This window comes from Sphingobium sp. PAMC28499, assembly GCF_004795815.1.
Taxonomy (GTDB): Bacteria; Pseudomonadota; Alphaproteobacteria; order Sphingomonadales; family Sphingomonadaceae; genus Sphingobium; species Sphingobium yanoikuyae.
In genome coordinates this window covers 419,141-444,977 of the sequence record NZ_CP039248.1, presented here as the reverse complement: position 1 = coordinate 444,977, position 25,837 = coordinate 419,141, and the positions used below count along the sequence as shown (strand labels likewise).

The 25,837-nt window shown below is 65.3% G+C and carries 25 protein-coding genes; 16 read left to right on the top strand and 9 right to left on the bottom strand.

Going from position 1 to position 25,837, the window contains the following annotated elements; translation table 11 throughout:
- Position 1: 1 nt before the first annotated feature.
- From E5554_RS02185 to E5554_RS02155, 7 genes are read right to left on the bottom strand one after another with little or no spacing between them, the layout of a single operon-like run.
- Positions 2-1,165 (bottom strand): sulfotransferase, encoded by a 1,164-nt coding sequence (locus E5554_RS02185; RefSeq protein WP_136185847.1) that lies wholly within the window; start codon positions 1,163-1,165, stop codon positions 2-4.
- A gap of 21 nt (positions 1,166-1,186) precedes the next feature.
- On the bottom strand, positions 1,187-1,936 hold the full coding sequence (locus tag E5554_RS02180) for a 3'(2'),5'-bisphosphate nucleotidase CysQ (RefSeq protein ID WP_281729016.1): 750 nt from the start codon (positions 1,934-1,936) through the stop codon (positions 1,187-1,189).
- Between the two features lie 8 nt (positions 1,937-1,944).
- The gene (cysN, locus tag E5554_RS02175; protein ID WP_136185817.1) at positions 1,945-3,867 is read right to left on the bottom strand and encodes a sulfate adenylyltransferase subunit CysN; all 1,923 of its coding nucleotides are present in this window, start codon (positions 3,865-3,867) and stop codon (positions 1,945-1,947) included.
- Positions 3,867-4,772, bottom strand: coding sequence for a sulfate adenylyltransferase subunit CysD (gene cysD, locus E5554_RS02170; RefSeq protein ID WP_125989614.1), 906 nt, complete (start codon positions 4,770-4,772; stop codon positions 3,867-3,869). Before cysD ends, cysN begins: the two co-directional genes overlap by 1 nt.
- 23 nt (positions 4,773-4,795) lie before the next feature.
- Complete coding sequence (locus tag E5554_RS02165; RefSeq protein WP_136185845.1) at positions 4,796-6,052, bottom strand: alkyl sulfatase dimerization domain-containing protein; 1,257 nt, start codon at positions 6,050-6,052, stop codon at positions 4,796-4,798.
- Positions 6,049-7,062, bottom strand: coding sequence for a zinc-binding dehydrogenase (locus E5554_RS02160; protein ID WP_136185844.1), 1,014 nt, complete (start codon positions 7,060-7,062; stop codon positions 6,049-6,051). The genes E5554_RS02165 and E5554_RS02160 overlap by 4 nt, the downstream gene beginning before the upstream one ends.
- Before the next feature lie 21 nt (positions 7,063-7,083).
- A complete protein-coding gene (locus E5554_RS02155; RefSeq protein ID WP_136185843.1) occupies positions 7,084-7,905 on the bottom strand; it encodes an SDR family oxidoreductase in 822 nt (273 codons plus the stop codon).
- A 151-nt stretch (positions 7,906-8,056) separates the two neighbouring features.
- On the opposite strand from E5554_RS02155, the gene E5554_RS02150 reads away from it, so the two are divergent.
- The 4 genes from E5554_RS02150 (at position 8,057) to E5554_RS02135 (ending at position 11,070) form a co-directional block, all read left to right on the top strand.
- Complete coding sequence (locus E5554_RS02150) at positions 8,057-8,923, top strand: AraC family transcriptional regulator (RefSeq protein WP_136185842.1); 867 nt, start codon at positions 8,057-8,059, stop codon at positions 8,921-8,923.
- Between the two features lie 127 nt (positions 8,924-9,050).
- Positions 9,051-10,202 carry a sulfotransferase gene (locus E5554_RS02145; protein ID WP_136185841.1) on the top strand — a complete coding sequence of 384 codons (1,152 nt, stop codon included), beginning with the start codon at positions 9,051-9,053 and terminating at the stop codon, positions 10,200-10,202.
- 3 nt (positions 10,203-10,205) lie between these two features.
- Positions 10,206-10,673, top strand: a complete 468-nt coding sequence (locus tag E5554_RS02140; RefSeq protein ID WP_136185840.1) for a VOC family protein — start codon at positions 10,206-10,208, stop codon at positions 10,671-10,673.
- A gap of 13 nt (positions 10,674-10,686) precedes the next feature.
- Positions 10,687-11,070 (top strand): VOC family protein, encoded by a 384-nt coding sequence (locus E5554_RS02135; RefSeq protein WP_099231316.1) that lies wholly within the window; start codon positions 10,687-10,689, stop codon positions 11,068-11,070.
- 1 nt (position 11,071) lies between these two features.
- Here E5554_RS02135 and E5554_RS02130 read toward each other — a convergent pair whose 3' ends face one another.
- Positions 11,072-11,872: an SDR family NAD(P)-dependent oxidoreductase gene (locus tag E5554_RS02130; RefSeq protein ID WP_247594356.1), complete on the bottom strand. Its 801-nt coding sequence runs from the start codon at positions 11,870-11,872 to the stop codon at positions 11,072-11,074.
- Positions 11,873-12,130: 258 nt separating this feature from the next.
- Here E5554_RS02130 and E5554_RS02125 point away from each other — a divergent pair, with 258 nt between their 5' ends.
- The 8 genes from E5554_RS02125 (at position 12,131) to E5554_RS02090 (ending at position 21,036) form a co-directional block, all read left to right on the top strand.
- Entirely contained in the window at positions 12,131-14,560 is a 2,430-nt protein-coding gene (locus E5554_RS02125) for a TonB-dependent receptor (protein WP_136185838.1), read from the top strand.
- A 210-nt stretch (positions 14,561-14,770) separates the two neighbouring features.
- Complete coding sequence (locus E5554_RS02120) at positions 14,771-15,451, top strand: TetR/AcrR family transcriptional regulator (RefSeq protein WP_136185837.1); 681 nt, start codon at positions 14,771-14,773, stop codon at positions 15,449-15,451.
- A 42-nt stretch (positions 15,452-15,493) separates the two neighbouring features.
- On the top strand, positions 15,494-16,477 hold the full coding sequence (locus E5554_RS02115) for an MDR family oxidoreductase (RefSeq protein ID WP_017501844.1): 984 nt from the start codon (positions 15,494-15,496) through the stop codon (positions 16,475-16,477).
- A 4-nt stretch (positions 16,478-16,481) separates the two neighbouring features.
- Entirely contained in the window at positions 16,482-18,158 is a 1,677-nt protein-coding gene (locus tag E5554_RS02110) for a class I adenylate-forming enzyme family protein (protein ID WP_136185836.1), read from the top strand.
- Complete coding sequence (locus E5554_RS02105; protein ID WP_136185835.1) at positions 18,155-19,054, top strand: TIM barrel protein; 900 nt, start codon at positions 18,155-18,157, stop codon at positions 19,052-19,054. Before E5554_RS02110 ends, E5554_RS02105 begins: the two co-directional genes overlap by 4 nt.
- Before the next feature lie 27 nt (positions 19,055-19,081).
- Positions 19,082-19,843, top strand: coding sequence for an SDR family oxidoreductase (locus E5554_RS02100; RefSeq protein ID WP_069338578.1), 762 nt, complete (start codon positions 19,082-19,084; stop codon positions 19,841-19,843).
- Positions 19,843-20,265, top strand: coding sequence for a nuclear transport factor 2 family protein (locus E5554_RS02095; protein ID WP_136185834.1), 423 nt, complete (start codon positions 19,843-19,845; stop codon positions 20,263-20,265). Before E5554_RS02100 ends, E5554_RS02095 begins: the two co-directional genes overlap by 1 nt.
- Before the next feature lie 78 nt (positions 20,266-20,343).
- Positions 20,344-21,036 (top strand): CDP-alcohol phosphatidyltransferase family protein, encoded by a 693-nt coding sequence (locus E5554_RS02090; protein ID WP_017501849.1) that lies wholly within the window; start codon positions 20,344-20,346, stop codon positions 21,034-21,036.
- Positions 21,037-21,042: 6 nt separating this feature from the next.
- Here the strand turns inward: E5554_RS02090 and E5554_RS02085 are convergent, their stop codons facing one another.
- Positions 21,043-21,582 (bottom strand): cupin domain-containing protein, encoded by a 540-nt coding sequence (locus tag E5554_RS02085; RefSeq protein WP_136185833.1) that lies wholly within the window; start codon positions 21,580-21,582, stop codon positions 21,043-21,045.
- Positions 21,583-21,767: 185 nt separating this feature from the next.
- On the opposite strand from E5554_RS02085, the gene E5554_RS02080 reads away from it, so the two are divergent.
- The 4 genes from E5554_RS02080 (at position 21,768) to E5554_RS02065 (ending at position 25,675) form a co-directional block, all read left to right on the top strand.
- Positions 21,768-22,550 (top strand): hypothetical protein, encoded by a 783-nt coding sequence (locus E5554_RS02080; RefSeq protein WP_136185832.1) that lies wholly within the window; start codon positions 21,768-21,770, stop codon positions 22,548-22,550.
- 100 nt (positions 22,551-22,650) lie between these two features.
- The gene (locus E5554_RS02075) at positions 22,651-23,388 is read left to right on the top strand and encodes an SDR family oxidoreductase (protein ID WP_136185831.1); all 738 of its coding nucleotides are present in this window, start codon (positions 22,651-22,653) and stop codon (positions 23,386-23,388) included.
- A 51-nt stretch (positions 23,389-23,439) separates the two neighbouring features.
- Positions 23,440-24,909 carry an aldehyde dehydrogenase family protein gene (locus E5554_RS02070; RefSeq protein WP_136185830.1) on the top strand — a complete coding sequence of 490 codons (1,470 nt, stop codon included), beginning with the start codon at positions 23,440-23,442 and terminating at the stop codon, positions 24,907-24,909.
- Positions 24,910-24,940: 31 nt separating this feature from the next.
- Entirely contained in the window at positions 24,941-25,675 is a 735-nt protein-coding gene (locus E5554_RS02065) for a transcriptional regulator (protein ID WP_010336464.1), read from the top strand.
- The last annotated feature ends 162 nt before the right edge of the window (positions 25,676-25,837 follow it).

Sequence of the window (25,837 nt, the reverse complement as noted above, 5' to 3'; positions counted from 1 at the left end):
ATCAGGCCTTCACGGGAATCGAAAAGCGGTCGGTATAGGCCTTGAAATGGGCGTGGATCTGCGCCCGATCGAGGCCATAATCGGCCAGGTCATAGCTGTGCTTGCCATGTTTGCCCTGTGGATTGGCGGCCAGCATCGCGGTCATGCCGGCTTCCGTTTCCGCCGTGAACGGTTCGTCGAAGCGAGCATAGAGTTTGCGCATCTCGCCGATCGGGTCGCGCAGCTGGTCGTCATATTGGATGTCGTGGATCGCATCCTGGCCATGCTTTGCGCGATAGGCCAGCATCCGCTCGATCATCAGGTCGAAGGTGCGCAGCTGCGACCGGCCGACCTCGACCGGATCGACATCGGCGCTGAACATCTTGCGCACCTGATAGACGAGGGAGCAGGCCGAGCCGACGACATCGGCCGGATCGCGATGGGTCATCACCAACTGGGCGTCAGGATAGACGCTGGTGAGGTCGTCCAGGAACAGCGGATGCCAGGGGTTCTTCAGCGTCCAGCGGCCGCCATTTTCCGCCTGCAGCAATTGCAGCAGCCGCTTGTGATAGCGGAAGGCGGGCAGGTAGCTCGTGGCGAACAGCCATTTCTGATAGCTCGGCACATGCAGAACCGAGTCATAATATTGGGCGCAGAAGGACGGCGCCATGGCGAACTGGCACTCGGTCGGGCTGTCGGCATCCTCATGATGGATGGCCGAAATATGCGGCGCATATTTGAGCGACATGTCCAGCCGCGCCTGTTCCGCGAAATAGCGCGGGTCGCTGCTGAGCGTGCCGGCCGCAGCGGGCGGCGCCGAATTGAATGCTTCCCAGCGCAGGAAGGAGCGGCGAGCCGGATCTGCGTTCAGCAGGTTGATGGTCAAGGTTGTGCCGGTGCGCGGCAGGCCGAAGACGAACATCGGCTTTTCGATCGGGGCGTCGAGCAGGTCTGGATGGCGGGCGAGCCAGTCCTCGACCTGCAGCCGGTTGGCGAGCGTCGCGGTCAGCTGCTGCGCCCAGCGGCCTTGCGCGGCTTCGGTGAGGTTGGCCTCGCGGTTGATCGCGTCGACCAGCACGTCGAGGCCTTCCAATATGGCGTCATCGCCCAGGTCGGTAAGGCCGGTCTGTTCGCGCGCGGCGGCGACCAGGGCATCGGCGTCGAGGCCGATGGTGTCGGTGGTCATGATCCTCTTCCCTTCTGTTTTTCAGGCGGCCTGCGCCGCGATCTCGGCCAAGGCCCCCAGCACGCTGTCGGCATGTTCGTGCCGGCAGATGAGGAGGTCGGGCATGTATGTGTCTTGCTGGTTGTAGATGAGCGGCGATCCGTCGATGCGGGAGGCGTGGAGGCCGTGGGCGAGTGCGACGGCGGCGGGTGCGCAGCTGTCCCATTCATATTGGCCACCGGCGTGGAGATAGATGTCGGCCTGGCCCAGGATGACCGCCATGGCCTTGGCGCCGGCGCTGCCCATGGGGACGAGCTCTGCGCCCAGCGCCTCTGCGACCGCGACCGCCTGGGGTGCGGGGCGGGTGCGGGAGACGACCATGCGGAGCTTCTCGGGCGCGGGCGGGATGGCGCGCGGCTGGTCGGTGCGCAGGACGATGCCCTGCTCATGGCCGGGCAGCGCAACCGCGCCGATGGTCGGCACGCCGTCGATGGCGAGGCCGACATGGACGGCCCAGTCGGCACGTTCCTCGCCATATTCGCGAGTGCCGTCGACCGGATCGACGATCCACACCCTGCTGTGGGTAAGTCTGGCTCCATCGCAGGCCATCTCCTCGGAGAGCAACCCATCCTGTGCCCGCTGCTCCCGCAGCGCATGGACGAGGAACTGGTTGGCGGTCTGGTCGCCGGCCTTGCCGAGCGCCTTGGCGCTGAACAGGCCCGAGGCACGGACCTCCAGCAGCAGGCGGCCGGCGGTGTCGGCGAGATGGGCGGCGAGGTCCGCGTCCGTCATGACATTGCTCATTTGAGCGGCATGATCTTGCGGATGATATGCTCGGCGGCTTCCTCCGGGGTCATCTCGACGGTGTTGACCCGGATTTCGGGGCTGGTGGGCGCCTCATAGGGGCTGTCGATGCCGGTGAAGTTCTTGAGGCTGCCCGAACGGGCCTTCTTGTAGAGACCCTTGACGTCGCGCGCCTCGGCGACCTCGAGCGGGGTATCGACGAAGATCTCGATGAACTCGCCGTCGGCAAGCATCTCGCGCACCATCTCGCGCTCGGCGCGGAAGGGGGAGATGAAGGCGGTCAGCACGATCAGGCCCGCGTCGGTCATCAGCTTGGCGACCTCGCCCACGCGGCGGATATTCTCCACCCGGTCGGCATCGGTAAAGCCCAGATCCTTGTTGAGGCCATGGCGGATATTGTCGCCGTCCAAGAGGAAGGTGTGGCGGTTCATCAGCGCGAGCCGCTTTTCCACCTCATTGGCGATGGTCGACTTGCCCGAGCCCGAGAGGCCGGTGAACCACAGCACGCGCGGCGTCTGGTTCTTGAGGCTGGCATGGGCGTCACGGCCGATGTCGGTCGCCTGCCAATGGACATTCTGGGCGCGGCGCAGCGCGAAGTGGAGCATGCCCGCCGCCACGGTGCGGTTGGTGATCTTGTCGATCAGAATGAAGCCGCCGAGCGTGCGGTTGTCGGCATAGGGCTCGAAGCTGATCGGCTTGTCGGTCGCCAGTTCGGCAACGCCAATGGCATTCAAGTCCAGCGTCTTGGCGGCCAGATGCTCCATGGTGTTGACGTTGACGACATATTTGGGCGCCTGGACGGTGGCCGAGACGCTCTGCGTGCCAATCTTGAGCCAATAGGGCCGGCCCGGCAGCATCGCCTCGTCATCCATCCACACGATGGTCGCCTCGAACTGGCTGGAGACCTCCGGCGGATTGTCGGCGACCGCGATGACGTCGCCGCGCGAACAGTCGATCTCGTCGGCAAAGCAGAGCGTGACCGACTGGCCGGCGATCGCTTCGTCGAGGTCGCCATCGAGCGTCACGATACGCGAGATGGTCGATGTCTTGCCCGAGGGCAGCACGCGCACGGCGTCACCCGGCTTGACCGATCCGCTGGCGATCAGGCCGGCAAAGCCGCGAAAGTCGAGATTGGGGCGATTGACCCACTGGACCGGCATGCGGAAGGGCTTGGCCGCCGCGGTGGTGGCATCGACCTCGACGCTTTCGAGATGCGCCATCAGGGTCGGCCCCTGATACCAGGGGGTGTTGTCGGACCGGGCGGTGATATTGTCGCCCTTGAAGCCGGAGATGGGGATCGGCGTGAAGGCGCTGATGCCGATGCTCTGGGCGAACGCGGCATAATCCGCCACGATCTTGTCGAACACGGCCTGGTCATAGCCGACCAGGTCCATCTTGTTGACGGCCAGCACGATGTTGCGGATGCCGATCAGATGGGCGAGGTAGCTATGGCGCCGCGTCTGGGTCAATATGCCCTTGCGCGCGTCGATCAGGATGACGGCGAGGTCGGCGGTGGAGGCACCGGTGACCATGTTGCGGGTATATTGTTCATGGCCGGGCGTATCGGCGACGATGAACTTGCGCTTCTCGGTGGCGAAGAAGCGATAGGCGACGTCGATGGTGATGCCCTGTTCGCGCTCGGCGGCGAGACCATCGACCAGCAGGGCGAAGTCGATCTCGCCGCCTTGCGTGCCGACGCGCTTGGAGTCTGCCTGCAGCGCTTCGAGCTGATCCTCGAAGATCATCTTGCTGTCATAGAGCAGTCGCCCGATCAGGGTGGACTTGCCGTCATCGACGCTGCCGCAGGTGATGAAGCGCAGCATGGTCTTGTGCTGATGGACGTCGAGATAGGCGTCGATATCCTGCGCGATCAGCGCATCGGTCTGGTAGACGGGGTCCTGTGTGATCACGTCGGACATCAGAAGTAACCCTCCTGCTTCTTCTTCTCCATGCCGGCGCCGCCGGCATCCTTGTCGATGGCGCGGCCCTGGCGCTCGGATGTGGTGGTGAGCAGCATCTCCTGGATCACCTCCGACAGGGTGCTGGCCTCGCTCTCGACCGCGCCGGTGAGCGGATAGCAGCCAAGCGTGCGGAAGCGGATCGATCGCTCGACCGGCACTTCGCCCGGTTCAAGCGGGAAGCGGTCATCATCGACCATCAGCAGCATGCCGTCGCGCTCGACGGTGGGGCGGGGGGCGGCGAAATAGAGCGGCACGATCTCGATGCCCTCAAGCTGGATATATTGCCAGATGTCGAGCTCGGTCCAGTTGCTGATCGGGAAGACGCGGATGCTCTCGCCCTTGGCCTTGCGGGCATTATAGAGGTTCCACAGTTCGGGCCGCTGGTTCTTGGGATCCCAGCCGTGCGAGGCGGTGCGGAAGGAGAAGATGCGCTCCTTGGCGCGGCTCTTCTCCTCGTCGCGGCGCGCGCCGCCAAAGGCCGCGTCGAAGCCGAACTTGTCGAGCGCCTGCTTCAACCCTTCCGTCTTCCACATGTCGGTATGGAGGGCGCCATGGTCGAACGGGTTGATGCCGCGCGCCTGTGCCTCGGGATTATGATGGACCAGCAGCTCCATCCCCGCGTCGCGCGCCGCCTTGTCGCGCAGGTCGTACATGGCGCGGAACTTCCAGGTGGTGTCGACATGGAGCAGCGGGAAGGGCGGCGGTGAGGGATAGAAGGCCTTCTTCGCCAGATGCAGCATCACCGCGCTGTCCTTGCCCACCGAGTACAGCATCACAGGCCGCTCCGCCTCCGACACCACCTCCCGCAATATATGTATGCTCTCCGCCTCAAGGCGTTCGAGGTGCGTAAGACTGCGTGCCATGATCTTGCTTCCTGAAATGGGGGTCAGGCGGCTGGAAGCCGCTTTTCGGCATCGGCGATTTCCGCCTTCAGCCACATGGTTTCGGACAGGTTGGTGCCGCCGCTGCGGGCGAGCAATTGTTCGAGCGCCGCCTTCTTGACGGTCAGCGCTGCCTCATGGTCGGGCGCGACGCCCAGCGCGATGTCGAGCAGGTGCAGCGCCTCGAGCGGGCGCCCCGCTGCGGCATGGACATGGGCGCGGGCGGCGAGCGCCCCGGCGCCGCCGGCCAGTTCGACCAGATCGGGATAGACGGTCGGGCGCGGCACGCCGTAGAGGGCGGTGGTGCCATCCTCATAATGGAACCAGCCGGCATTTTCCTCCCAGATGGCGCGGACGACCCAGCTGGTCTTGCCATGGAATTCGCCGATGCGGATATCCTCTGGCAGGACGATCTCGCGCATCAGATCCTGGACATGCCGGCCGGCATTCATGCCGGCGATCGTTTCGCGCTCGATATAGGTGACGGCGGCATGCATCCGGTCGAGATCGGCGCGGATCGTTTCCGCGCCGCGGATCGGATCGCCATGGCCGGTGATGACCAGTTCGGGCTCCAGCGCGCGGACATGCTCCAGCGACTGGAGATAGGCGCGCACCAGCCGGGGGCGGTCGCCGCGCATCGTCACCAGATTGGGCATGGAGCGCCACACCGGGCCGAACAGATTGCCGGTGAAGATGATCTTTTCCTCGGGCATCCAGACGAACACCGCGCAGAGCGTCTCGCCGCCCGGCGTCTTCACCACCTCGAACTTGCGGCCGCCCTGCTCGAAGGCATGGACGGTCTCGACCATGTGGTCGGGGATGATGCGCGGCGGCTTGGGCGGCGGACCGTCGCGCCGGGTCATCGATGCCCAGAGCTTGCCCGAGCGGATGCCGAGGAAAGGGCCGAGCCGGTCGAAATAATCCTCGGTGTCGACGAAGTTGGCACCCGTGATGACCTGCGTGCCCGGCTCCTGCTGGTCGGGCAGGGCGCCATAATGGTCGGGATGGGCCTGGGTGACGATGATGCGTTTCAGCGCGCCGGTGCGGTGCGGTGCGAACAGCCCCTTGTTGCGCGCGCCATTGCCCAGGAAGCCGGTATTGACCAGCAGGTCGCCATCGGCGGTCGTCACCAGATAGGCGTTGGAAATATCCTTCACCATGAAGATGCTGTCGGTAATGGCTTCGGCGTCGGCCTGACCCTGTCCGGCCATCACCAGAGCGCCCAGCGGCGTCTGCGGCTTCTCGGTGGCTTGCGTGCTCATGCGTCGGCTCCCTCGAACTCGATCATGACCTTGGCGGATTGCGGACGGGCGGCGATTTCCAGCCCCTCCATCACCCGCGCGAACGGCAATTTATGGCTGATCAGCGCCGCGATCTTGTCCTTCAGGCGCGGCATGGCGGCGATCACGTCGGGCATTTCGGTCGGATAGCCGACCGCCGTGGTGATCGTCATTTCCGTCGTCAGCATCGGGCCGGCGGGCAGCTCGATCGGCTTCATATAGGCGGCGGTGATGACATGGCGGGCATGGGTCTTGGCCATGGCGATCACGTCGGACAGGATGGAGGGCGCGCCGGCCGCATCGATATAGGCGTCGGTCTGCGCCTTTTCGCGGCCGAACACGGTGGTGGTGCCGTGGATCGCCTTGATCCGGGCGATCACATCTTCCTTGGCCGGGTTGATCGTGTGGGCGCCGAGCGCGCGGGCGCGTTCCAGCCGTTCCTCGGCCAGGTCGAGCGCGATCACATCTTGGCAACCGCGGTCGATCGCCCACAGCACCATGCCAAGGCCGATCGGGCCGCAGCCGAAGATCACCACCTTGTCACCCGCCTTGGCCTGCGCCCGGTTGACGCCGTGCATCGCCACCGACAGCGGCTCGCACATGGCGGCGACATCATAGGATATGCCGTCCGGGATCGGCAGCAGGCTGTCGCCCAGCCGCGCGTCGCGGACGAGCAATTCCTCGGTAAAGGCGCCCTCCGGTCCGCCGCTGCCGATGAAGCTGGGGGTCATCATCGGGTTGATGATGACGCTCTGGCCGACGCTGACGCCCGTGACCTCGTCACCCACGATCATGATCTCGCCCGCGCCCTCATGGCCGAGCGCGGTCAGCTTGCCGGGGCCGGGAATGCCGCCATTCTTGATATAGCTGAGGTCGCTGCCGCAAATGCCGCAGGCCTTCATCTTCACGACGACGTCCTTCGGACCCGGCTCGGGCCGCTGATAGGCGTCGAGCCGGACATCGTTCACATCATGGATGTTGAGCAGGTGCATCGGGGCGCTCCGTCGATCGGCTCAGAAGGCGTAGGGCGGATAGACGAGGCTGCCGCCGTCGATGACGATCGTGTCGCCGCTATGATAGCGCGACGCGTCGGAGGCGAGATAGGCGCCGATGCCCTCGAAATCCTCGATCGCGCCGGGGCGATGGATCGGCGTTTTGGCCGAGAAATGGGCGTCGACGGCGGCCATGCGGGCCTTCATCTCCTCGCTCATTTCGCCATCGCCGCCGATGCCGGTCTTGATATAGCCGGGCGCAATGCTGTTGGCGCGGATCTCGTACTTGCCCAGCTCCGCCGCCATGCCGCGCACGGCTGCGCCCATGCCGCCCTTGGACGCGGCATAATTGTTGATCCCGGCAATGCCATGGAACATCGACAGGCTGCCGCAATAGACCAGGCTGCCGCCCGGCTCGCCGGCCTCGGCGCGGGCGACCATCGCCTTGGCCCCTTCGCGCAGGGTGAAGAAGGCGCCGTGCAGGTTGACCGCCAGCAGATCATGCCATTCCGCCGAATCCAGCGTCAGCACCGATCGCGAGCGCGAGGCGCGGCCCGAATTGGCGAAGACGCAGTCGATGCGGCCGAAATCGGCGAGCAATGTGGCATAGCCATCGACGATCGCCTCTTCCGACGCGACATCGACCCGATAGGTTTCGACCCGGCCGGCGCCGGCTTCGCGCAGGGCGGCAGCGGCCGCTTCGTTCTTGTCCGCGTTGCGGGCCCAGATGGCGATGTCGCCGCCCATCTTGGCGACGCCCATGGCGAAGCCCAGGCCAATGCCGCCATTGCCGCCGGTGACCAGCGTGACCTTGCCCGTGCAGTCGAAAAGACCCTTAGCCATTCATCTCTCTCCATAGGGTGCCGCATCGTTGGCGGCTTGCCTGATGGCCCAAGGATGGGGGCGACTCCGGCGCCGACGCAATTGACCAGACTATCGAGAATGAGCCATAGTGCAGCGATAGGGCCAAACATGGCCAGAGAGCGGGGGAGCGATGGCGGAATCCTATGCCAAGTCGGTTTTCGAGGCCGAGATTGCGGTGCCGCAGGCGCAGGCGCGGATCATGCGGCTCGACCTGGCGGGGCCGACCGACCGCATTTTCCGGCGCGAGCGCCATTATTGGCTCGACATGTGCCTGACCCCCCGGCCCGAGCGGGTGCGCGGCTGCTATGCCGAGCATTGGGGGCCGCATCGTTATGAGCGGCTGGGCGAGATTTTCCTGGTGCCGCCGGGGCAGGCCTTGCGGTTGCGGACCGAAGGGCAGGGCAGTCAGTCTTCGGTCGTGTGCGAGATCAAGGCGGAGGCGATCGACCGCTGGCTCGACGGCCCGATCGAATGGACCGACAGTCGGCTCGCGGCCTGTCTCGACATCGCCCATCCGCATATGCGCGCCTGCCTGTTCCGCCTGGCGGAGGAGGTGAACCGGCCGGGGCCGGGCAGCATCGTGCTGACCGAACTGATCGCCGGGCAACTGGCGATCGAGGTGGCGCGCTATTGCCAGGCGATCGCCGAGGGACCGGCGACCGGAGGGCTTGCCACCTGGCGGCTGCGGCGGATCGACGAGCGGCTGCAACTGGGCGGCGCGTCGCCCTCGCTGGAGGAGCTGGCGACTCTGTGCAACCTGTCGGTGCGGCAACTGACGCGCGGCTTCCGCGCCAGCCGGGGCTGTTCGATCGGCGACTATATCGTCCAGTGCCGGATCGATGTCGCCAAACGCTATCTGGGGTCGAGCGAGAGCATCAAGGAGATTGCCTTCGCGCTCGGATTCGCCTCGCCTTCCAGCTTCGCCTTCGCCTTTCGCCGCGCCACCGGGGCGACGCCGCGCCAGTTTCGCCAGCATCTGACATCGCGCCCGCGATAGGGGGTGGCTGCGCGCTTCTGATATGGCCCGATATCGATAGTGCGGCCGGGCCGCTTCATCGGGTGGCATTGGCGCGCATCGCCCTGCTGCCCATGATGGCGGCAAAAGACATCAGGAGAGACATGCCATGGGCGCTGCTTTGGTTGCCGACGCGCTGATCGACCGTGCGATCAAGGCCACCGGCCTCGATCGCTTCGATTCCGACAGCTATCGCGAAGGGCTGGACATATTGCTGGCCGACGCGAACCAGGCCGGCCTGTCGGACAGCGGCCACGCGCGGATGGAGGCCAATGTCGTCGACCTCCTGTCCAATCGCCTCAGGACCACCGACTATCTGGCGCAGCGGCCCGAACTGCTGGAACGGCCGGTCGAACGGCCGGTCTTCGTCTTCGGCATTCCGCGCACCGGCACGACCCTGCTCAGCAATCTGCTCGCCTGCGATCCGGCCCGGCGATCGCCGCTGACCTGGGAGATTGACGAGCCGGTACCGCCGGCGACCAGCGCCACGCTCAAGAGCGATCCGCGTGCCATCGCCCGGCTGGAACAGGAAAAGGCGATGCTCGCCGCCCGGCCGGAAATGGGCAAATATTATCGCAATTCGGCCGTCTATCCCAATGAATGCATCTTCTTCATGGCGCATGATTTCAAGGCGCTGGCGCTGGAATCGCGGGGAAAGCTGCCCAATTATCGCGACTGGCTGTTCTCGACCGACATGACGTCGGCTTACGCCTATCACAAACGCTTCCTGCAATTGCTGCAGGCCGATGCGCCGGGCGTGTGGAACCTCAAAATGCCGAGCCACAGCCTGTGGATCGAGACGATCCGCAAAATCTATCCCGACGCCCGCTTCATCTGGACCCATCGCGATCCCTATACCGCCATGGGCAGCTTCTGCTCGATCATCAGCCTGGGGCAGATGGCCTTTACCGGCCGGGTCGATCCGGAATGGCTGGCGGAAAATTGCACCTATCAGGCGAAGCTGCATGCCGACCGGATCATGGATGCGCGCGAGCGGCTGGGCGAGGACAGCATGGTCGACGTCCATTATGCCGATCTCACCAGCGATCCGATCGGCACGATGCGGCGGCTCTATGCCGCGCTGGGCGATGATTTCACGCCGCAGGCGGAAGCCGCGATGCAGGCCTGGCTGGACGACAATCCGCAGGGCAAGTTCGGTCGCCACGACTATAAGCTCGCCCAATATGGCCTGTCGGTGGAGCAATTGGCGCCGCATTTCGAGCGTTATCTGTCGCGCTATGACGTCGCGCGGGAGGGCTGAGCCATGCTGACCGGTCATCATTTCCAGAACGCCTATGTCACCCGCAATGTCGACAAGGCCGTCGCCCAGTTCCGCGACCAGGCGGATATCCGCTCCCTGTCCGAAATCGAGGTGCCGGTGCAGCTCTGGACGCCGCAGGGTGAGGGGCAGGGGGTGCAGAAGCTCGCCTTCGTCTGGGTCGACGACATGCAGTTCGAGTTGATCCAGCCGATATCGGGCGATGTGCTGGCGCTTTATCGCGATGCGCTGCCCGACGATGATCGGCTGGTCTTCCACCATATCTGCAACCGGGTCGATGACTGGGCCGCCTTCATGGCGCGGGTCGAGGCGCAGCCCTATCCGGTGGTGCTCAAGGGCGGGACGCCGGGCATGCTGGAATTCGTCTATCTCGATACGCGCGAATGGCTCGGCCATTATGTCGAATATGTGTGGATGGGGCCGGACCGCTGGCGCGGCATGGGCGGCCTGTAAAGGAGAGTGACAGATGATCAGCATGGCCCGTTTCGGCACCCGCGACCTGAATGGTGCGAAGACATTCTATGACGGCATTGCCGAACTGCTGGGCGCGGTCCGCGCCTATGACCGGCCCGATCTGGTCGCCTACAAGACGGCCGAGGGCGGCATGCTGCTGATCGGCATCCCGTTCGAGGGGGATGCAACGCCGGGCAATGGCAATCAGGTCGGCATCCAGGCGGACAGCCGGGCACAGGTCGATGCGGTCCATGCCCGCGCGCTCGAACTGGGCGGCAAGTGCGAGGGCAAGCCCGGCATTCGTGGCGATGATCCCAACGGCTTTTACGGCGCCTATTTCCGCGATCTGGACGGCAACAAGATGACGATCTTCCGCTTCGGCCCGCCCGACGCCTGATTCACAGCAGGCTGCCGCCGTCGACCGGATAGACCTGGCCGGTGATGAAGCCGGCCTGGTCCGACGCCAGATAGACGGCGAGTGAGGCGACTTCCTCGGCAAAGGCGACGGGGCGGCCCAGCACCGTCTGGCGCGACCGCTTCTCCATGTCCTTCGGGCTGGTGCTGGCAAAGGCCCGGCCGAAGAAGTTGCGATCGGGGTGGAATCGGCTGCCGCTGGAGAAGGCGGCGGGATCGCGCGACACGGTGCCATAGGGGGCGACGCAATTGACGCGGATGCCGTGCGGCCCGACTTCCTTGGCCAGCACTTTGGTAAAGCCGTGGACTGCCGCCTTGGCCGCCGAATAGACTGGCAGCATATAGTCGCCGACGATTCCCGCGGTGGAACCGATATTGACGATCGCGCCCGCCTTGCGCGCGATCATGCCGGGCAGTGCCGCATGGGTCATGCGCAACAGCGTGCCGAGGTTGAGGTCGATGTCGCCGGCCCAACTCGCCGGATCGGAATCGACGAAGAATCCCGCGCCGATATTGCCGCCGACATTGTTGACCAGGATCGCGACCTCGCCCAGCGCGGAAGCCGCCGCCAGTATCTGCCCCGGCGCGGCCGGATCGCTGAGGTCGGCCGCCACGAAATGGGCGTCCTGCGCGCCGGTGGCGATCGCCTGCTCCACCAGCCGGGCGCCGGCCGCCTGATCGCGCCCCACCGCGACCAGCTTAACCCCTTCGGCCGCCAGCCCCAGGCTGATGGCGCGGCCGATATTGGCGGTCGCGCCGGTCACGATCGCGACCCTGCCCGTCATTTGCATGTCCATTGCGCTCTCCCCTCTCATGCGCCATCGGCTGGCGATCATGCAGGGGGAATGGGCAGGCGCAAATCGCCTGGGGGATCAGTGACGATCTGGTGGAATCGCGATGGCGATATGTCGCCATCTGCAAGGCGGCCGGGCTTCTCGGGCCGCCAATATCAGGCATAACGAGAATCAACCAAAGCAAAAAAGATCACTGCATCAATGGTGACTCAATAGTCAACATGATGTTTATTTGGGGAGGCTTCACTTATGAATCGCATGTCGGCCTATTATTTGATCGGCGCGAGTGTCGCGGCACTCACCATCGCGACGCCGGCTCTTGCCCAGGCGCCCGAGGAGCAGGCTGCAACCAGCAACACTGGTTTCGACGCCCAGATCATCATCGTCGAGGCGCGTCGTCGCGGCGAGGACATTCAGGACGTGCCCGCGGTGGTCAACGCGGTCACCGAACAGGCGATCGGCAACCTCAACATCCGCACCTTCAACGAGGTCCAGGCGCTGGCGCCGGGCCTCGAACTGACCAACAATGCCAATGGCATCGGCGGCAATGCGCGCCTGCGCGGCGTGAATTTCGACGCCAATGCCAGCGGCAACAGCGGCACCATCCAATTCTACTTCAACGACGCACCGCTCTCGCCGGGCGCCGTGCTGCAGCAGATGTACGACATCGGCCAGATCGAAGTGCAGCGCGGACCGCAGGGCACGCTGCGCGGCCGCGCCTCTCCGTCGGGTTCGATCACCATCACCACGCGCAAGCCCGACCTCAACCAGTTTGGCGGTTTCATCGACTGGACCGGCAACGATATCGGCACGCTCAACTTCAAGGGCGGGCTCAACCTGCCGATCATCGAAGGGATCGCCGGCATCCGCGTGTCGGGCGTCTGGAACGAGGATGATGCCGATCGCGTGCGGCCGCTCAGCGGCGGGCCGAGCCCCTGGTCGCGCACCAAGAGCACGCGTATCGTCGGTACGATCGAGCCGACCGACTGGCTGAAGCTGGAGGGCACCTATCAATATATGGACCGCGATGCGCGGACCTATGACCAGGCGATTTCCTTCAGCGAGGCCAATCCCGACGCCACGCCCAGCCCGGTGCTGATCACGGCCAAGGATCGCCTGTCGATCCAGGAACAGCCGCGCATCATCAACCAGCGCTTCGACATCTTCAACTGGCGGTCGGAACTGGCCTTTGCCGGCCAGCGCCTGATCTATCAGGGCATGTATACCAAGCAGAAATTCCATTCGACCGACAATGTCGACGATGGCAATTTCTTCGTCGGCCGCGACGTCAACCAGGTCACCGACACGGTGGCCAAGGAAACCTCGCATGAAATCCGGTTGCAGAATGAAGAGCGTGTCTTCGACATGTTCGACTATGTCATCGGCTTCTTCGACGACCGGCTCAACCCGCCGACCCACCTGACCTCGCCGACGATCGTGCGCCTGCCTGCGGCGCTTGGCGGTCGGATTGCCTCGATCGTGCAGACCGAGATCGATCGCACCGGCAAGTCGCACGAACAGTCCTTCTTCGGCAACCTGACCGCCCATTTCGGCGAGGCGACCGAATTGTCGGGCGGCCTGCGCCAGATCAAGTACAAGTCGAACAACTATCTGGCGGTCAACGGCAACACCATTGCCGCGGACTCGCAGGATACCGACAAGCTGATCTACAGCGCGTCGATCAAGCATAATTTCACGCCGGACTTCCTGGTCTATGCCGCCACCGGCAGTTCCTTCCGTCCGGGCATCAACGTGGTCGGCGACTTCAACATCGCGCCGTCGGCGCTGGAGCGGTCCTTCCTCGACCTGCCGCCCGAAACCTCCAAATCCTATGAGCTGGGCTTCAAGAGCACGCTGATGGGCGGGCGGATGCGCTTCAACGTCACCGCCTATCACCAGAAGTACAAGAACTTCCCCTATCGCGTGCCCAACAACGGTGTTTACTATGTGAACACCGTCGCCGTCCGCAATGCGGCCGGCCAGGTGACCGGCACCGCGCAGCAGGTCGGCTCGTTCAACTTCGTGGGCGCTGTCCCGGTCGAGGTGAACGGCGTGGAAAGCGAACTGGGCTTCGACATCACCCGCAGCTGGAACGTCAATCTGACCGGCAGCTATTCGCTTGGCAAGATCAAGAACGGCACCATCCCGTGCAACGACCTCAACGGCGATGGCATCCCCGATCCGGTCGGCAATGCGCCCAGCCTGGCGGAGCTGCAGGGTGCGGTCGGCGCCGATAATCTCTCTGCTTGTCAGGTGAACCAGCGTGCGGCCTTCCTGCCGCCGATTACCGCCACACTGCAGAGCGAGTTCCACACCAGCATTTCGGGCAAGACCGACGGCTTCATCCGTGGCCTCGTCAATTATAACGGCAAGTCGAAGGGCGATCCGGGCAATAATTATGACGATGTCAGCGCCTATGCGCTGGTCAACCTCTATGCCGGTATCCGCGATCCCGATGGCGGCTGGGAAATCTCGCTGTTCGCCAAGAATCTGTTCGACACGACCAAGGTGCTGACGCGGACCACGCCGCTCTTCACCGGCTATCAGCAGATCACCGGCTTCACCGCGACCGGCGCGACCACCGCCGCGGCGACCTATACCAGCACCTATACCGGTGCCACGGTCACCCCGCCGCGCGAATTTGGCGTCAATCTGCGCTTCGCCTTCGGTTCGCGCTGATCCATCCGCGCCAAGGGCCAGACGATCGGCCGGGCAGCCCCAGGGGGTTGCCCGGCCGATCGGCGTTTGGGGCCATGGCCTTCGCGGGAGCGATGAGGGCGCGGCCGCCGGGCCGCAGCGATTGACTCTGGCCCCGGAGCGGGCAGGGATGGAGCCGATCAACAGGGCTGATCATTATAGGCCCTGAACGATCAACCTAGGTGAGGCAGCATGACGGACATTCGGAAAAGGCGCGCCCGCGATCCCGTGGCGACCCGCGAGGCCATATTGGAAGCAGCCCGTGCGCTGCTGGCCAAGGATGGGCCGGATGGCGTCAGCCTGTCGGAAGTCGCCCATCTCGCCGGCGTCAATCGCGGCACCGCCTATCAGCATTTCGAAACCCGCGAGAAGCTGATCGAGGCGACCGCGGACTGGGTGTCCGAGCGCATGTTCCGTTCGGTCTTCGGCGATCCCGAGACGATCGGCGAACGTCGGGTCGAGGAAGTCGACATTGCCGACACCACCGATCGGCTGGCCCTGTTTGCGATGGACAATCCCGAGCTTTGTCGCATCTGGCTGCTCCAGCTTCTGGCCTCGCCTGATCCGATGGCCGATCCCTTCTGGCGCGAATATGAAGGCTCGCTCCAGCGCTTCGCCAACAGCGATCTCGCCGAAGACGGCGTCGATGCCGAAGTCCTGTCGGTGCTGATGCTGGCCGGTGCTTTTCTCTGGCCGATCTGGGCGCGCAGCCATGCGCGCGAAGAGGAGGAACGGCGGACCCTTGGCCGTCGCCTCGCCCAGGAATGCCTGCGCCTGTGCATGTTCGGATCGATGCGCAGCGACAAATTCCCCGACATTGCCGAGCGGCTCGGCCGTCCGCTCGCGCCGCTCCCCAGGGTTGCCCAAGGATAGGCTGCCCGATTTCCCTTTCTCTCTTCAAGAAGGACCGACCGCATGTTTTCCGCCATCCTGATCGAAAAGACCGATGACAAGCAGAGCGTGTCGCTCGCGCAGGTCGATGAGGCGCAGCTGCCCGAGGGCGATGTGACCATCGACGTCGATTATTCGACCCTGAACTACAAGGATGGCCTGGCGATCACCGGCGCCTCGCCGGTGGTGCGCAAATTTCCGATGGTGCCCGGCATCGACCTGGTCGGCACCGTCCGCAGTTCCGACCATGGTGACTGGAAGGCCGGCGACAAGGTGGTGCTGAACGGCTGGGGCGTGGGCGAGGGCCATTGGGGCGGCCTCTCCCAGGTTGCCCGGCTGAAGGGCGACTGGCTGGTGCCGCTGCCCAGCGCCTTCACGCCCAGCCAGGCGATGGCGATCGGCACGGCCGGCTATACCGCGGCGCTCTGCGTCGAGGCGCTGGTGAAGGCGGGCGTGACCCCCGATCAGGGCGAAATCCTCGTCACCGGCGCCACCGGCGGCGTCGGCAGCGTCGCGGTCGCTTTGCTCAAGAAGGCGGGCTTCACCGTGATCGGCTCGACCGGCAAGTCGGCCGAGGGCGACTATCTCAAGACGCTGGGCGCCGACGGCGTGATCGACCGCGCCGAACTGTCGGAAAAGGGCAAGCCGCTGCAGAAGGAACGCTGGGCCGGCGTGGTCGACTCGGTCGGCAGCTTCACCCTCGCCAATGCCTGTGCCCAGACCCGCTATGGCGGCGCGGTCGCGGCCTGTGGCCTTGCCCAGGGCGCCGATTTCCCGGCAACCGTCATGCCCTTCATCCTGCGCGGTGTGCGCCTGCTTGGCGTCGACAGCGTGATGGCGCCCAAGCCCGTGCGCCTCGCCGCCTGGGCGCGGCTGGCGCGGGATCTCGACCCGGCACTGCTGGAGGTGATCGCGCAGGAAATCTCGCTCGGCGATGCGATCGGCGTCGCCGCCGACCTGCTCGCCGGCAAGGTGCGCGGCCGCGTCATCGTCGACGTCAACCGCTAAGCCGATGGCTGCGCTCTCGATCGTCGCCGGCCCGCCTCTGTCGGAAGAGGAGGGCCTTGGCACGCTGACGCTCGGCGGCTGGCTGCGTGAGGTCACGCAGGCTCATGCCGGGCGGGAGGCGCTGGTCTTCCACGGGCCCGATGGCGTGGTCCGCTGGAGCCATGACGATCTGTGGGCGCAGGCCAATGCGGTCGCCCGGTCGCTGGTCGCCTGTGGCGTGGGCAAGGGCACGCGCGTCGGCGTGCTGATGACCAACCGGCCGGAATTCCTTTCGGCGGTGTTCGGCGTGGCGCTGGCGGGCGGCGTCGCCGCCACGCTCAGCACCTTCTCGACCCCGGCCGAGCTCGACCATCTGGTCCAGTCCTCGGCCTGCTCCGTGCTATTGCTCGAACGCGCGGTCCTGAAGAAGGATTTCGGCGCGATCCTCGCCGATCTGGAACCGGCGATCGGCGTCGCGGGCGAGGGGCGACTGGTCTCCACCCGCTTCCCCTTTCTGCGCCATCTCGCTGCGGTCGACGGAGCGATGGGCCGGATGGAGGGCTGGAACGACTTCCTCGCGCGTGGTGACGCGGTCGATCAGGCGCTGGTCGACGCAACCGCCGCCACCGTCATGCCGGCCGATCCGGGCGTGCTCTTCTTCTCCTCCGGCTCCACTGCCAAGCCCAAGGGCATCATCAGCGCGCATCGCGGCCCGACCCTGCAGCTCTGGCGCTGGAAACGCTTCCTGCAGGCGAAGCCCGACGCCCGCGCCTGGTCGGCCAATGGCTTCTTCTGGTCGGGCAATTTCTGCATGGCGATCGGCGGCGCGCTGACCGGCGGCGGCAGCCTGATCCTGCAACAGACCTTCCAGCCGGCGGAAGCGCTGAGCCTGATGGAAGCGGAAAAGGCGACCATGGCCTTTGCCTGGCCGCATCAATGGGCGCAGCTGGAAGCCGCACCCAATTGGGCCGATGTTGACCTGTCCTCGCTCTATTATGTCAATCCGGCCAATCCGCTCGGCCGCCATCCGACCGTCAGCACCGACTGGCAGGAACCGATGGCCGCCTATGGCAATACCGAAACCTTTACGATCAGCTCGATCTTTCCGTCCGGCACGCCCGAAGAGCGGATCGCCGGCAGCCATGGCGCGCCGCTGCCCGGCAATATCTTCAAGATCGTCGATCCGCTGACCGGCGCGGTCGTGCCGCTCGGTGAACGGGGCGAGATCGCGGTCAAGGGACCGACCTTGATGCTGGGCTATGTCGGCATTCCGCTCGACGACTCGGTCGATGGCGAGGGCTTCTTCCGCACCGGCGATGGCGGCTGGTTCGATACGGAGGGGCGGCTGCACTGGGAAGGGCGGCTCAACGACATCATCAAGACCGGCGGCGCCAATGTCTCGCCGATCGAGATCGACAGCGTCATCAAGACCTGTCCGGGGGTGAAGGTGACCCAGACCGTGGGCGTGCCGCATGAGACGCTGGGCGAACTGGTGGTCACCTGCATCGTCCCGCATGCGGATGCCACGCTGGACGAGGACGGCATTCGCGGCTTCGCCAGGGAGCAACTGGCCAGCTTCAAGGTGCCTCGCCGCGTCCTCTTCTTTGCCGAGAGCGATCTGGAACTGACCGGCAGTGCCAAGATCAAGACCGCCGATCTCAAGGCATTGGTGGTCAAGCGGCTGGAGGTCGAGGCGGCGTGACCGATCCGGCCGGGCCATTGCGGGCAACGCAATGCCTTGGTCGCCGGTCGCTGCTGCTGGGCGGTGGCGCGGCCTTGTTGCTGCCGGGCCACGCGGCGGCGAAGCGTCGCGCATCGACGCTTGGCCTGGCCGACACGACCGTGCGCAAGGAACTGGCGCGTGACTATGCCGGCACGCTGCGCGCCGTGGCGGCAATGGGCTATGGCCTGTTCGGCTTCCGCCTCGCTTCCTATGTCGCCAACGACCCGTCCGAACCGACGCCGCAGGACAAGGCCCGCATGGTGCGCGACGCCGGCATGACGGTGGGCGTGGTCCGGCTCGGCGTGCGCGGCGCGGACTATGACCGGCAGTTCGATCAGGCGGCGGCGATCGGCGCGAACATCGTCGCGCTGACCACTGCGCCGATCTTCATCGCCAGCCGCACCCTCGGCCAGACAACCCGCGCTGCGCTCGACGCCTATATCCCGCAGCTTGCGGCGCTGGGGGAAAAGGCGAAGGCGGCCGGTTTGACGCTCGCCTATCATAATCACTGGTATGATCTGATGCCGATCGACGGCGACCGGCCGCTCGACCTGATGGCCAGCCGGATCGCGCCGGACCTGCTCTCGTTCGAAATCGACCTGGCCTGGGCCTGGTATGCCGGCGTGGCGCCGCTCGATCTGCTGGCGGCGCTGGGACCGCGCGTGGTGTCGATGCATCTGAAGGATATCGACCGGAACCATGGCACGGCGATCACCGACCATGCGGTCACGCCCGGCAGTGGCGAGATGGGCTATGCCGCGCTGATGCCGCGGATCGCCCGGCTGACCCGCGTGACCGGCTATGTCGAGGTCGATAATCCCCAGGATGGGCTGGCGGCTGCACGCGCCGCCATGGCCTATCTGCGCGGGCGATAGGGTTTCAACCAGAATAGGAGGCAGAGGATGGCGGGACGTTTCGCGGGCAAGACCGTGCTGGTAACGGGCGGCGCGGCGGGGCTGGGGCGCGCTTATGCGCTCGCCTTTGGCGGCGAGGGCGCGCATCTGATCCTGGCCGACATCAACGACGCGGGGCTGGCCGAGAGCAAGGCGCTGGTCGAACAGCTTGGCGTGACTGCCACCGTCCACCGCGTCGACATGAGCGATGAAGCCGATATCCAGGCCTTCGCCGCCGATGTGCTGGCCGTCCATGACCGGCTCGACGTGCTGATCAACAATGCCGGCCTGCATCTGGGCGAGATTGCGCGCGGCTTCTTCGGCCTGGGCCAGGCCAAGTGGCAGCATTATTTCGCGGTCAACACCATCGGCCCGCTGCTGCTGGCCGAAGCATTGCGGCCGGCATTGGCGAAGGCGAAGGGCGTCATCATCAACAAGTCGTCGATGGCCAGCTACAATCCGGCCACCGCCTATGGCATCACCAAGGCCGCGCTCAACATCTTCACCCATGCGATGGCGATGCAGTTCGGCCAGGACGAGATACGCTGCGTCGGCATCGCGCCGGGCCTGATGGCGACCGAGGCGGCGCAGGACGGCGTTGCCGCCGACAATTGGGAACGGCTGAAGGGCATGCAGTCGGTCAAGCGCCAGGGCACGGCCGAGGATATCGCCAATCTCGGCCTGTTCCTCGCCTCCGACGAGGGCAGCTTCATCAATAATCAGGTGATATTGTGCGACGGCGGCAACCAGATGCGCGGGTTCCGTTTCTGATGGCCGCGCCCGATTTCGCCGACTGGCTGGCCATCGCCAATGTGAAGGCGCGCTATTGTCGCCTGCTCGATACCAAGGATTGGGATGGCTTTGCCGCGCTGTTCACGCCCGACTTCCGGCTCGACGCGACCGGATCGGGCGGGCCGCTGCTGGAGGGGCGCGACGGTGCGATCGCCAGCGTCCGCGCCTCGATCGACGCCGCGCGCACGGTCCATCATGTCCATTCGCCCGAAATCGCCATCAACGGCGATGCAGCGACCGCCATCTGGGCGATGCAGGACCATCTGGTCTGGCCCGATGGTCGCAGCCTGATCGGCCATGGCCATTATCATGAACAATATCGCCGCGAAGACGGCCACTGGCGGATCGCCCGATCCCGCCTCACCCGGCTGGCGATTGACATGAAGGCGCCGCCGGCCTGAACGGGAAGGCGGGCACCCTGTCGTCATGCGTGGGGGATGTTGCCTTGTCCGCGCCACATATCTCCTCGATAAGGGATCATGACAGATCAAAGACATGATGCGGCCACGACGCTGGACCGCATCCAGCAAAATTTCCTGGCACGCTCCGAACGCCAGCTTCTCACCTGGCTGTGCGCGCATATGCCGCGACAGGTCACGCCGGACCTTTTGACCCTGCTGGGGCTGATCGGCGCGCTGATGACCTTCATCGGTTATACCGCCAGCAATGTCGGTGCATCCTGGCTGCTGCTCGCGATCCTGGGCTATGTCATCCAGTGGTTCGGCGATTCCATGGATGGCAGCCTGGCGCGCTACCGCCGGATCGAACGGCCCTCCTATGGCTATTTCATCGACCATAGCTGCGATGGCCTGGTGACCTTGCTGATCCTCGCCGGCATCGGCCTCAGCCCCTATGTCACCATGGATGTCGCGCTTGTGGCGCTTGCCGGCTATCTGCTGCTGTCGATCCACGCCTATCTCTCCGCCCGCGTGCTGGGGGAGTTCAAGCTCTCCTATCTGTCGGCCGGCCCCACCGAATTGCGGCTGATGCTGATCGCGCTGACGGTGATGATGATGGTGCTGGGCGACAAGCCCGGCCTGTTCGGGCGCTGGTCCGGCTTCGACATCTTCGTCGGCACGGTCGGGGTGATCCTGATCATCCTGTTCGTCGGCCAGACGCTGGTGACCGGGCGCCGCCTGGCCGCGCATGAGGCGGCAAACGGCCGGGGCTGATCGCCCCTATCCGCCGCCGGCTTCGGGTCCGAAGGACAGGCCCGACGGCGGCGTCTCGCCTGTCCAATGCGTGCGCTGCGCCGCAACCTGCGCCACCGCCCGGTCCCAATAGGCGCGGTTGTTGGCGAGCATCCTGATGTCGAAGCTGTCGGAACCGCGAAATTCCAGCACCTCGACGCCCTGGTCGCCGGGCACATAGGTGTAGGGGACGTTGGCGCCGACGAAGAAGCCGTCGCCCGCGCCCAGTTCCTCCGTGCCGATGCGCAATGATCCGGCGAGGATGAAATAGAGGCAGTCGACATCATGGCTGTGGCGCGGCAGCGGGAAGCCGCTGCGGAACCAGGCATGGGTGAGGCTGAGACCCGGCATGGAAAAGAGCAGCTTCACTCGCGTGCCTTCCAGCATGCCGGCCTCGACCGCGGCGATCGATCCTGCCATCTCGATCGGCGTCGGCGGCACCGTCGCCATCAGGCCGCTTTCCTCGAAATCGGTCGCGTCCTTCGCGCGGAACAGGGCGAAGCGGGGCGCGGCTACGGGGTCGGTCATCACGCGTCCTTCCGGCATGATTGCCGCGTGAGGATGCGGAGCGCTGCCGACAGGGTCAATTCGCATCCGCCTCTCAATGCCCCGGCGATCATTGGCCGGCGGCTCTGGCATGTCCGGGGCATCCATGCTGGATTGCCGCCGCACACAGGGTCGGGACCAGCCGGCCGGGCAGCCGGGGACGAGGAATGAGCCTGTATACCACCATCCATCTGCACAATGTCGCGGCCGGCCGCGCGGAGGATTATGCCCGCTGGTTCGACGGCGCGCATCAGCAGGATCTGACCCGGCTGCGGGGTTTTCGTTCGGCCGATCGCTATGAAGTCACGCCGCAGCAGATCATGCCCGACATTCCTCAGCCCTGGCGCTTCCTGTCGGTCTATGAGTTCGACTATGCCGCGACGGAGATCGACCTGCCCGCGCTTGCGCCCTTGCTGGCCGATGCGCGCGACGCGGGGCTGATCGACGACAGCGACGAAAGCGAGCGCATCCACAGCTACGCCATGTATTCCGATTGGGTTTCCAGCCCCAATCACCAGGCCGATCAGCCCTTTTCCGGGGTCTCGATCATCCTCGCCAATTTCGTCGCCGGGCGGGAGGCGGAATATCATCACTGGTATGAAACGGTTCATGGTCCCGAAGTGACGCGCGTGCCGGGCAAGGTGGCGATGAAGCGCGGCCGGCTGTCGCCTTTGCAGGTCGAGCCGCGCCGCTATTGTCCCGGCAGCGACCTGGTCTTCTGCGCCCAGCAGACCGACGACCTGCTGTTCACGGTCAAGGATTTCAGTGCGCGCGCGCGTGGCGTCAGCCCCAGCGGCGTCGCCTTCCAGCCGCGCTCCTCGGCCGGCTCCTTCGCCCGCACGGTCCATTATTTCGCCAGGGTCAGCGGCACCCGCTTCTGGCCCGGCGGCATCGCCTATGATGGCGACCTGTCCGTCTATCCGGCCGATTTTGCCCGGCCGGCAGGCTGAGGCGGGGAACCATCGCAAGCGCGATGCGGCATGGCCTTGCCCGGCCGAGGAAGCCATGCGCTATTAGCATGAAGTTTGAAAAGAACAGGTGGAGCGAGAGGTGAGCAAGGTCATCGTCATTACCGGTGCGGGCGACGGGCTGGGACGCGCATTGGCGCGGCGGTTCGCGCGCGATGGCGAAACCGTCATCCTGCTGGGCCGCACCCTGTCGAAGGTCGAGGCGGTCGCGCAGGAACTGGGCGAATCCCATTTCGCCTTGGCATGCGATGTCGGCAATCCCGATTCCGTCCGCGCCGCCTTTGCCGCGATCGCGCAGCGCCACCCCAAGGTCGACGTGCTGATCAACAACGCCGCCATCTACGAACCCTTCACCCTGGCCGAAGTGCGCGACGAGCAGATCGCAGCATCGCTCGCCACCAATGTCGCCGGCCCGATCCATTGTGCGCGGGAGGCGCTGCCGCTGCTGCGCGGGGGCGGCCATATCATCAATGTCACCAGCGAATCCGTGCCGCTGAAAATGCCGATGCTGTGGCTCTATGCCGGCGGCAAGGCGGGGCTGGAACTGATGTCGGACATGTGGGCGCGCGAACTGGAGCCCGAGGGCGTGCGCGTCACCGTGGTCCAGGCCGGCATGATGATGGATGAGACCAAGACCGGCAGCAGCTGGCCGATGGATGTCGCGATCCGCTTCGCCCAGGAAAATGCCAAGGTCGGCCTCAATCTGCGCGAGCGCGGCATCAGCCATTATAATTCGGTCACCGACGTCTTCCGCGCCGTGCTCGACATGCCGGCGGACCTGCACATCGGATCGGTCGCCCTGAGCGCGCGCAAGCGCTGACCGGGCGACTTATCCACAACATCCACAGAAGTTATCCACAGGAAGGCGATCATGGCCACTCTTCCCGAAGCCAAGCTCTATATCGACGGCGTGCTGCGCGGTGCCGAAGGCGGCAAGACCTTTGACGTGATCGGCCCCTGGACCGGCGAGCCGGTCGGCACCGCCGCCGATGCCTCGCCCGCCGATGTCGAGGCCGCGATCGTCGCCGCCCGCCGCGCCTTTGACGAAACCGACTGGTCGACCAATGTCGACCTGCGCGTCGCGCTGGTGACGAAGCTGCGCGACCTGTTCCAGGCGAACAAGGAACGGCTGTCGGATCTGGCCCGGCATGAGGCCGGCGCCGCCATGGGCGCGGTCGGCCGTGCCCATGGCGACATGGCGCTCGACGGCTGGGACGATTATCTCGCCGTCTTTCCCAAGCTGGAATGGGAAAAGGATTATGGCGGCCGCACCGGCTATGGCTTCGAAAGTCTGCGCAAGGCGGTCTATGAGCCGGTCGGCGTGGTTGCGGCGATCACGCCGTGGAACGTGCCGCTCTATGTGAATGTCGGCAAGGTCGTGGCCGCGCTGCTGGCCGGCTGCACTGTGATCCTGAAGCCCGCGCCCAACACGCCTGGCATGGGCGCGATCTTCGGCGAACTGGCGGCGGAGGCGGGCTTCCCCGCCGGCGTCATCAATGTCGTGTTCGGCAGCGACCCGGCACTGGCCGGCGAGATGCTGGTCACCGATCCGCGCGTCGATCTTGTCTCCTTCACCGGATCGACGGGCGTTGGCAAGCGCATCATGGAACAGGGCGCTGCCACGCTGAAGCGCGTCTTCCTGGAACTGGGCGGCAAGTCGGCGAAGATCGTGCTCGACGATTCCGCCAATTTCGCGATGGACGTCGCCCAGACCATGCTGGTCTTCCATGCCGGCCAGGGCTGTGCCGTCCATTCGCGCCTGCTGGTGCCGCGCAGCCGCTATGAGGAGGCGAAGGCGATCCTCAAGCATGCCTATGCCAGTTTCGGCGACAATTGGGGCGATTTCGACAATCCCCAGCACATCATGGGGCCGGTCATTTCCAAGCGGCAGATGGAGCGGGTGCTGTCCTATGTCGATATCGGCCAGGCCGAGGGCGCGACCCTGCTGGCGGGCGGCAAGGCGCGGCCGGACAAGGGCGGGGGTTATTTCATCGAGCCGACCTGCTTCGTCGACGTCACCAACGACATGCGCATCGCCCAGGAAGAGATTTTCGGACCGGTGCTGGTGGTCATCCCGTTCGAGGATGATGCCGATGCCGTGCGCATCGCCAATGAAAGCAGCTATGGCCTGTCGGGCGGCGTCAGTTCGGGCAATCTTGACCGGGCGATCAATGTCGCCAAGCAGATCCGCAGCGGATCGATCAGCGTCAATGGCGGCATGTGCATCGCCGGCGACTTGCCTTTCGGTGGCTACAAGGCCAGTGGTGTAGGCCGCGAATGGGGCCTCGAAGGGATCGAGGAGTTCCTGGAAACCAAGCTGATCGCCTGGCGCGCCGCCTGAGGCGCGCGACGGGGCATGGATAGGACGGGTTTTGACGGCAAAGGCATCGATTGCGGCGGACGGGCCGTCGGAACCCAAGGGCCGGGGACGGGCCACCAAGGCGCTGAGCCATAATCTCAATGGCCAGCGCCTGGGTCGCAAGGGGCGCGACACGCGCGAGCGTATCCTGGCGGCGACCAATGAATTGCTGGCGGGGCCGGTGGATGTCGAAATTTCGCTGAGCGCGGTCGCGCGTCAGGCGTCGCTCGGCATGACGTCGCTCTATAATTATTTCTCCGACCTCACCGAATTGCTGCTCGCCGTGCTGGAGCCGGTGATGGCCACGGCCGAGGCCGACTATGTCGGCCTGCTGCGGACCCGATGGAGCGAGGAGGAACTGGGCGAGAAGGCGCTGGCCTTCGTCACCGCCTATCATGGCTTCTGGGTCAAGCATTCCCGGCTGCTCCACCTGCGCAACAATATGGCCGATCGCCAGAATGAGCGGATGATGCTGCATCGCGTCCATGCCGCCCAGCCGGTGATGCGGCTGCTGGTCGACCAGATGGATGGCGGCAGCGAAGAGGCCGGATCGCCGGTGTTCAGCATGGGCACCGCGCTGATGACCGGGCTGGAGCGTGTCGTCACCGTCACCACCGACATGGCGCTGCAGAATATTCTCCATTCCCCCCATCCGCTGGCGCGCACCCATTTGCTGCGGGCCGAGGCGCGGCTGATGGAACTGGGCATCCGCGACTATCGCGCGATGCTGCGGGACGCGCGCGCCTGAGACCGGCGCGCGTTCGACTTATCCACAGGCTTATCGACAGAAGTTATCCACAGCTTTTCCCACGCCTATCTGTGGAAAAAGCTGTGGATAAGTGTGTGGACAGATGAAGGCGCTTGGCATGTGTTGGAAAATCCGGCCGTAGCCGGATTGCCGCACCAGCCC

Bases quoted from the DNA above. Each gene is read 5' to 3' on its own strand.
- E5554_RS02185 (WP_136185847.1), bottom strand. From the start codon at position 1,165: ATGACCACCGACACCATCGGCCTCGACGCCGATGCCCTGGTCGCCGCC.
- E5554_RS02180 (WP_281729016.1), bottom strand. From the start codon at position 1,936: ATGACGGACGCGGACCTCGCCGCCCATCTCGCCGACACCGCCGGCCGC.
- cysN (WP_136185817.1), bottom strand. From the start codon at position 3,867: ATGTCCGACGTGATCACACAGGACCCCGTCTACCAGACCGATGCGCTG.
- cysD (WP_125989614.1), bottom strand. From the start codon at position 4,772: ATGGCACGCAGTCTTACGCACCTCGAACGCCTTGAGGCGGAGAGCATA.
- E5554_RS02165 (WP_136185845.1), bottom strand. From the start codon at position 6,052: ATGAGCACGCAAGCCACCGAGAAGCCGCAGACGCCGCTGGGCGCTCTG.
- E5554_RS02160 (WP_136185844.1), bottom strand. From the start codon at position 7,062: ATGCACCTGCTCAACATCCATGATGTGAACGATGTCCGGCTCGACGCC.
- E5554_RS02155 (WP_136185843.1), bottom strand. From the start codon at position 7,905: ATGGCTAAGGGTCTTTTCGACTGCACGGGCAAGGTCACGCTGGTCACC.
- E5554_RS02150 (WP_136185842.1), top strand. From the start codon at position 8,057: ATGGCGGAATCCTATGCCAAGTCGGTTTTCGAGGCCGAGATTGCGGTG.
- E5554_RS02145 (WP_136185841.1), top strand. From the start codon at position 9,051: ATGGGCGCTGCTTTGGTTGCCGACGCGCTGATCGACCGTGCGATCAAG.
- E5554_RS02140 (WP_136185840.1), top strand. From the start codon at position 10,206: ATGCTGACCGGTCATCATTTCCAGAACGCCTATGTCACCCGCAATGTC.
- E5554_RS02135 (WP_099231316.1), top strand. From the start codon at position 10,687: ATGATCAGCATGGCCCGTTTCGGCACCCGCGACCTGAATGGTGCGAAG.
- E5554_RS02130 (WP_247594356.1), bottom strand. From the start codon at position 11,872: ATGACGGGCAGGGTCGCGATCGTGACCGGCGCGACCGCCAATATCGGC.
- E5554_RS02125 (WP_136185838.1), top strand. From the start codon at position 12,131: ATGAATCGCATGTCGGCCTATTATTTGATCGGCGCGAGTGTCGCGGCA.
- E5554_RS02120 (WP_136185837.1), top strand. From the start codon at position 14,771: ATGACGGACATTCGGAAAAGGCGCGCCCGCGATCCCGTGGCGACCCGC.
- E5554_RS02115 (WP_017501844.1), top strand. From the start codon at position 15,494: ATGTTTTCCGCCATCCTGATCGAAAAGACCGATGACAAGCAGAGCGTG.
- E5554_RS02110 (WP_136185836.1), top strand. From the start codon at position 16,482: ATGGCTGCGCTCTCGATCGTCGCCGGCCCGCCTCTGTCGGAAGAGGAG.
- E5554_RS02100 (WP_069338578.1), top strand. From the start codon at position 19,082: ATGGCGGGACGTTTCGCGGGCAAGACCGTGCTGGTAACGGGCGGCGCG.
- E5554_RS02095 (WP_136185834.1), top strand. From the start codon at position 19,843: ATGGCCGCGCCCGATTTCGCCGACTGGCTGGCCATCGCCAATGTGAAG.
- E5554_RS02090 (WP_017501849.1), top strand. From the start codon at position 20,344: ATGACAGATCAAAGACATGATGCGGCCACGACGCTGGACCGCATCCAG.
- E5554_RS02085 (WP_136185833.1), bottom strand. From the start codon at position 21,582: ATGACCGACCCCGTAGCCGCGCCCCGCTTCGCCCTGTTCCGCGCGAAG.
- E5554_RS02080 (WP_136185832.1), top strand. From the start codon at position 21,768: ATGAGCCTGTATACCACCATCCATCTGCACAATGTCGCGGCCGGCCGC.
- E5554_RS02070 (WP_136185830.1), top strand. From the start codon at position 23,440: ATGGCCACTCTTCCCGAAGCCAAGCTCTATATCGACGGCGTGCTGCGC.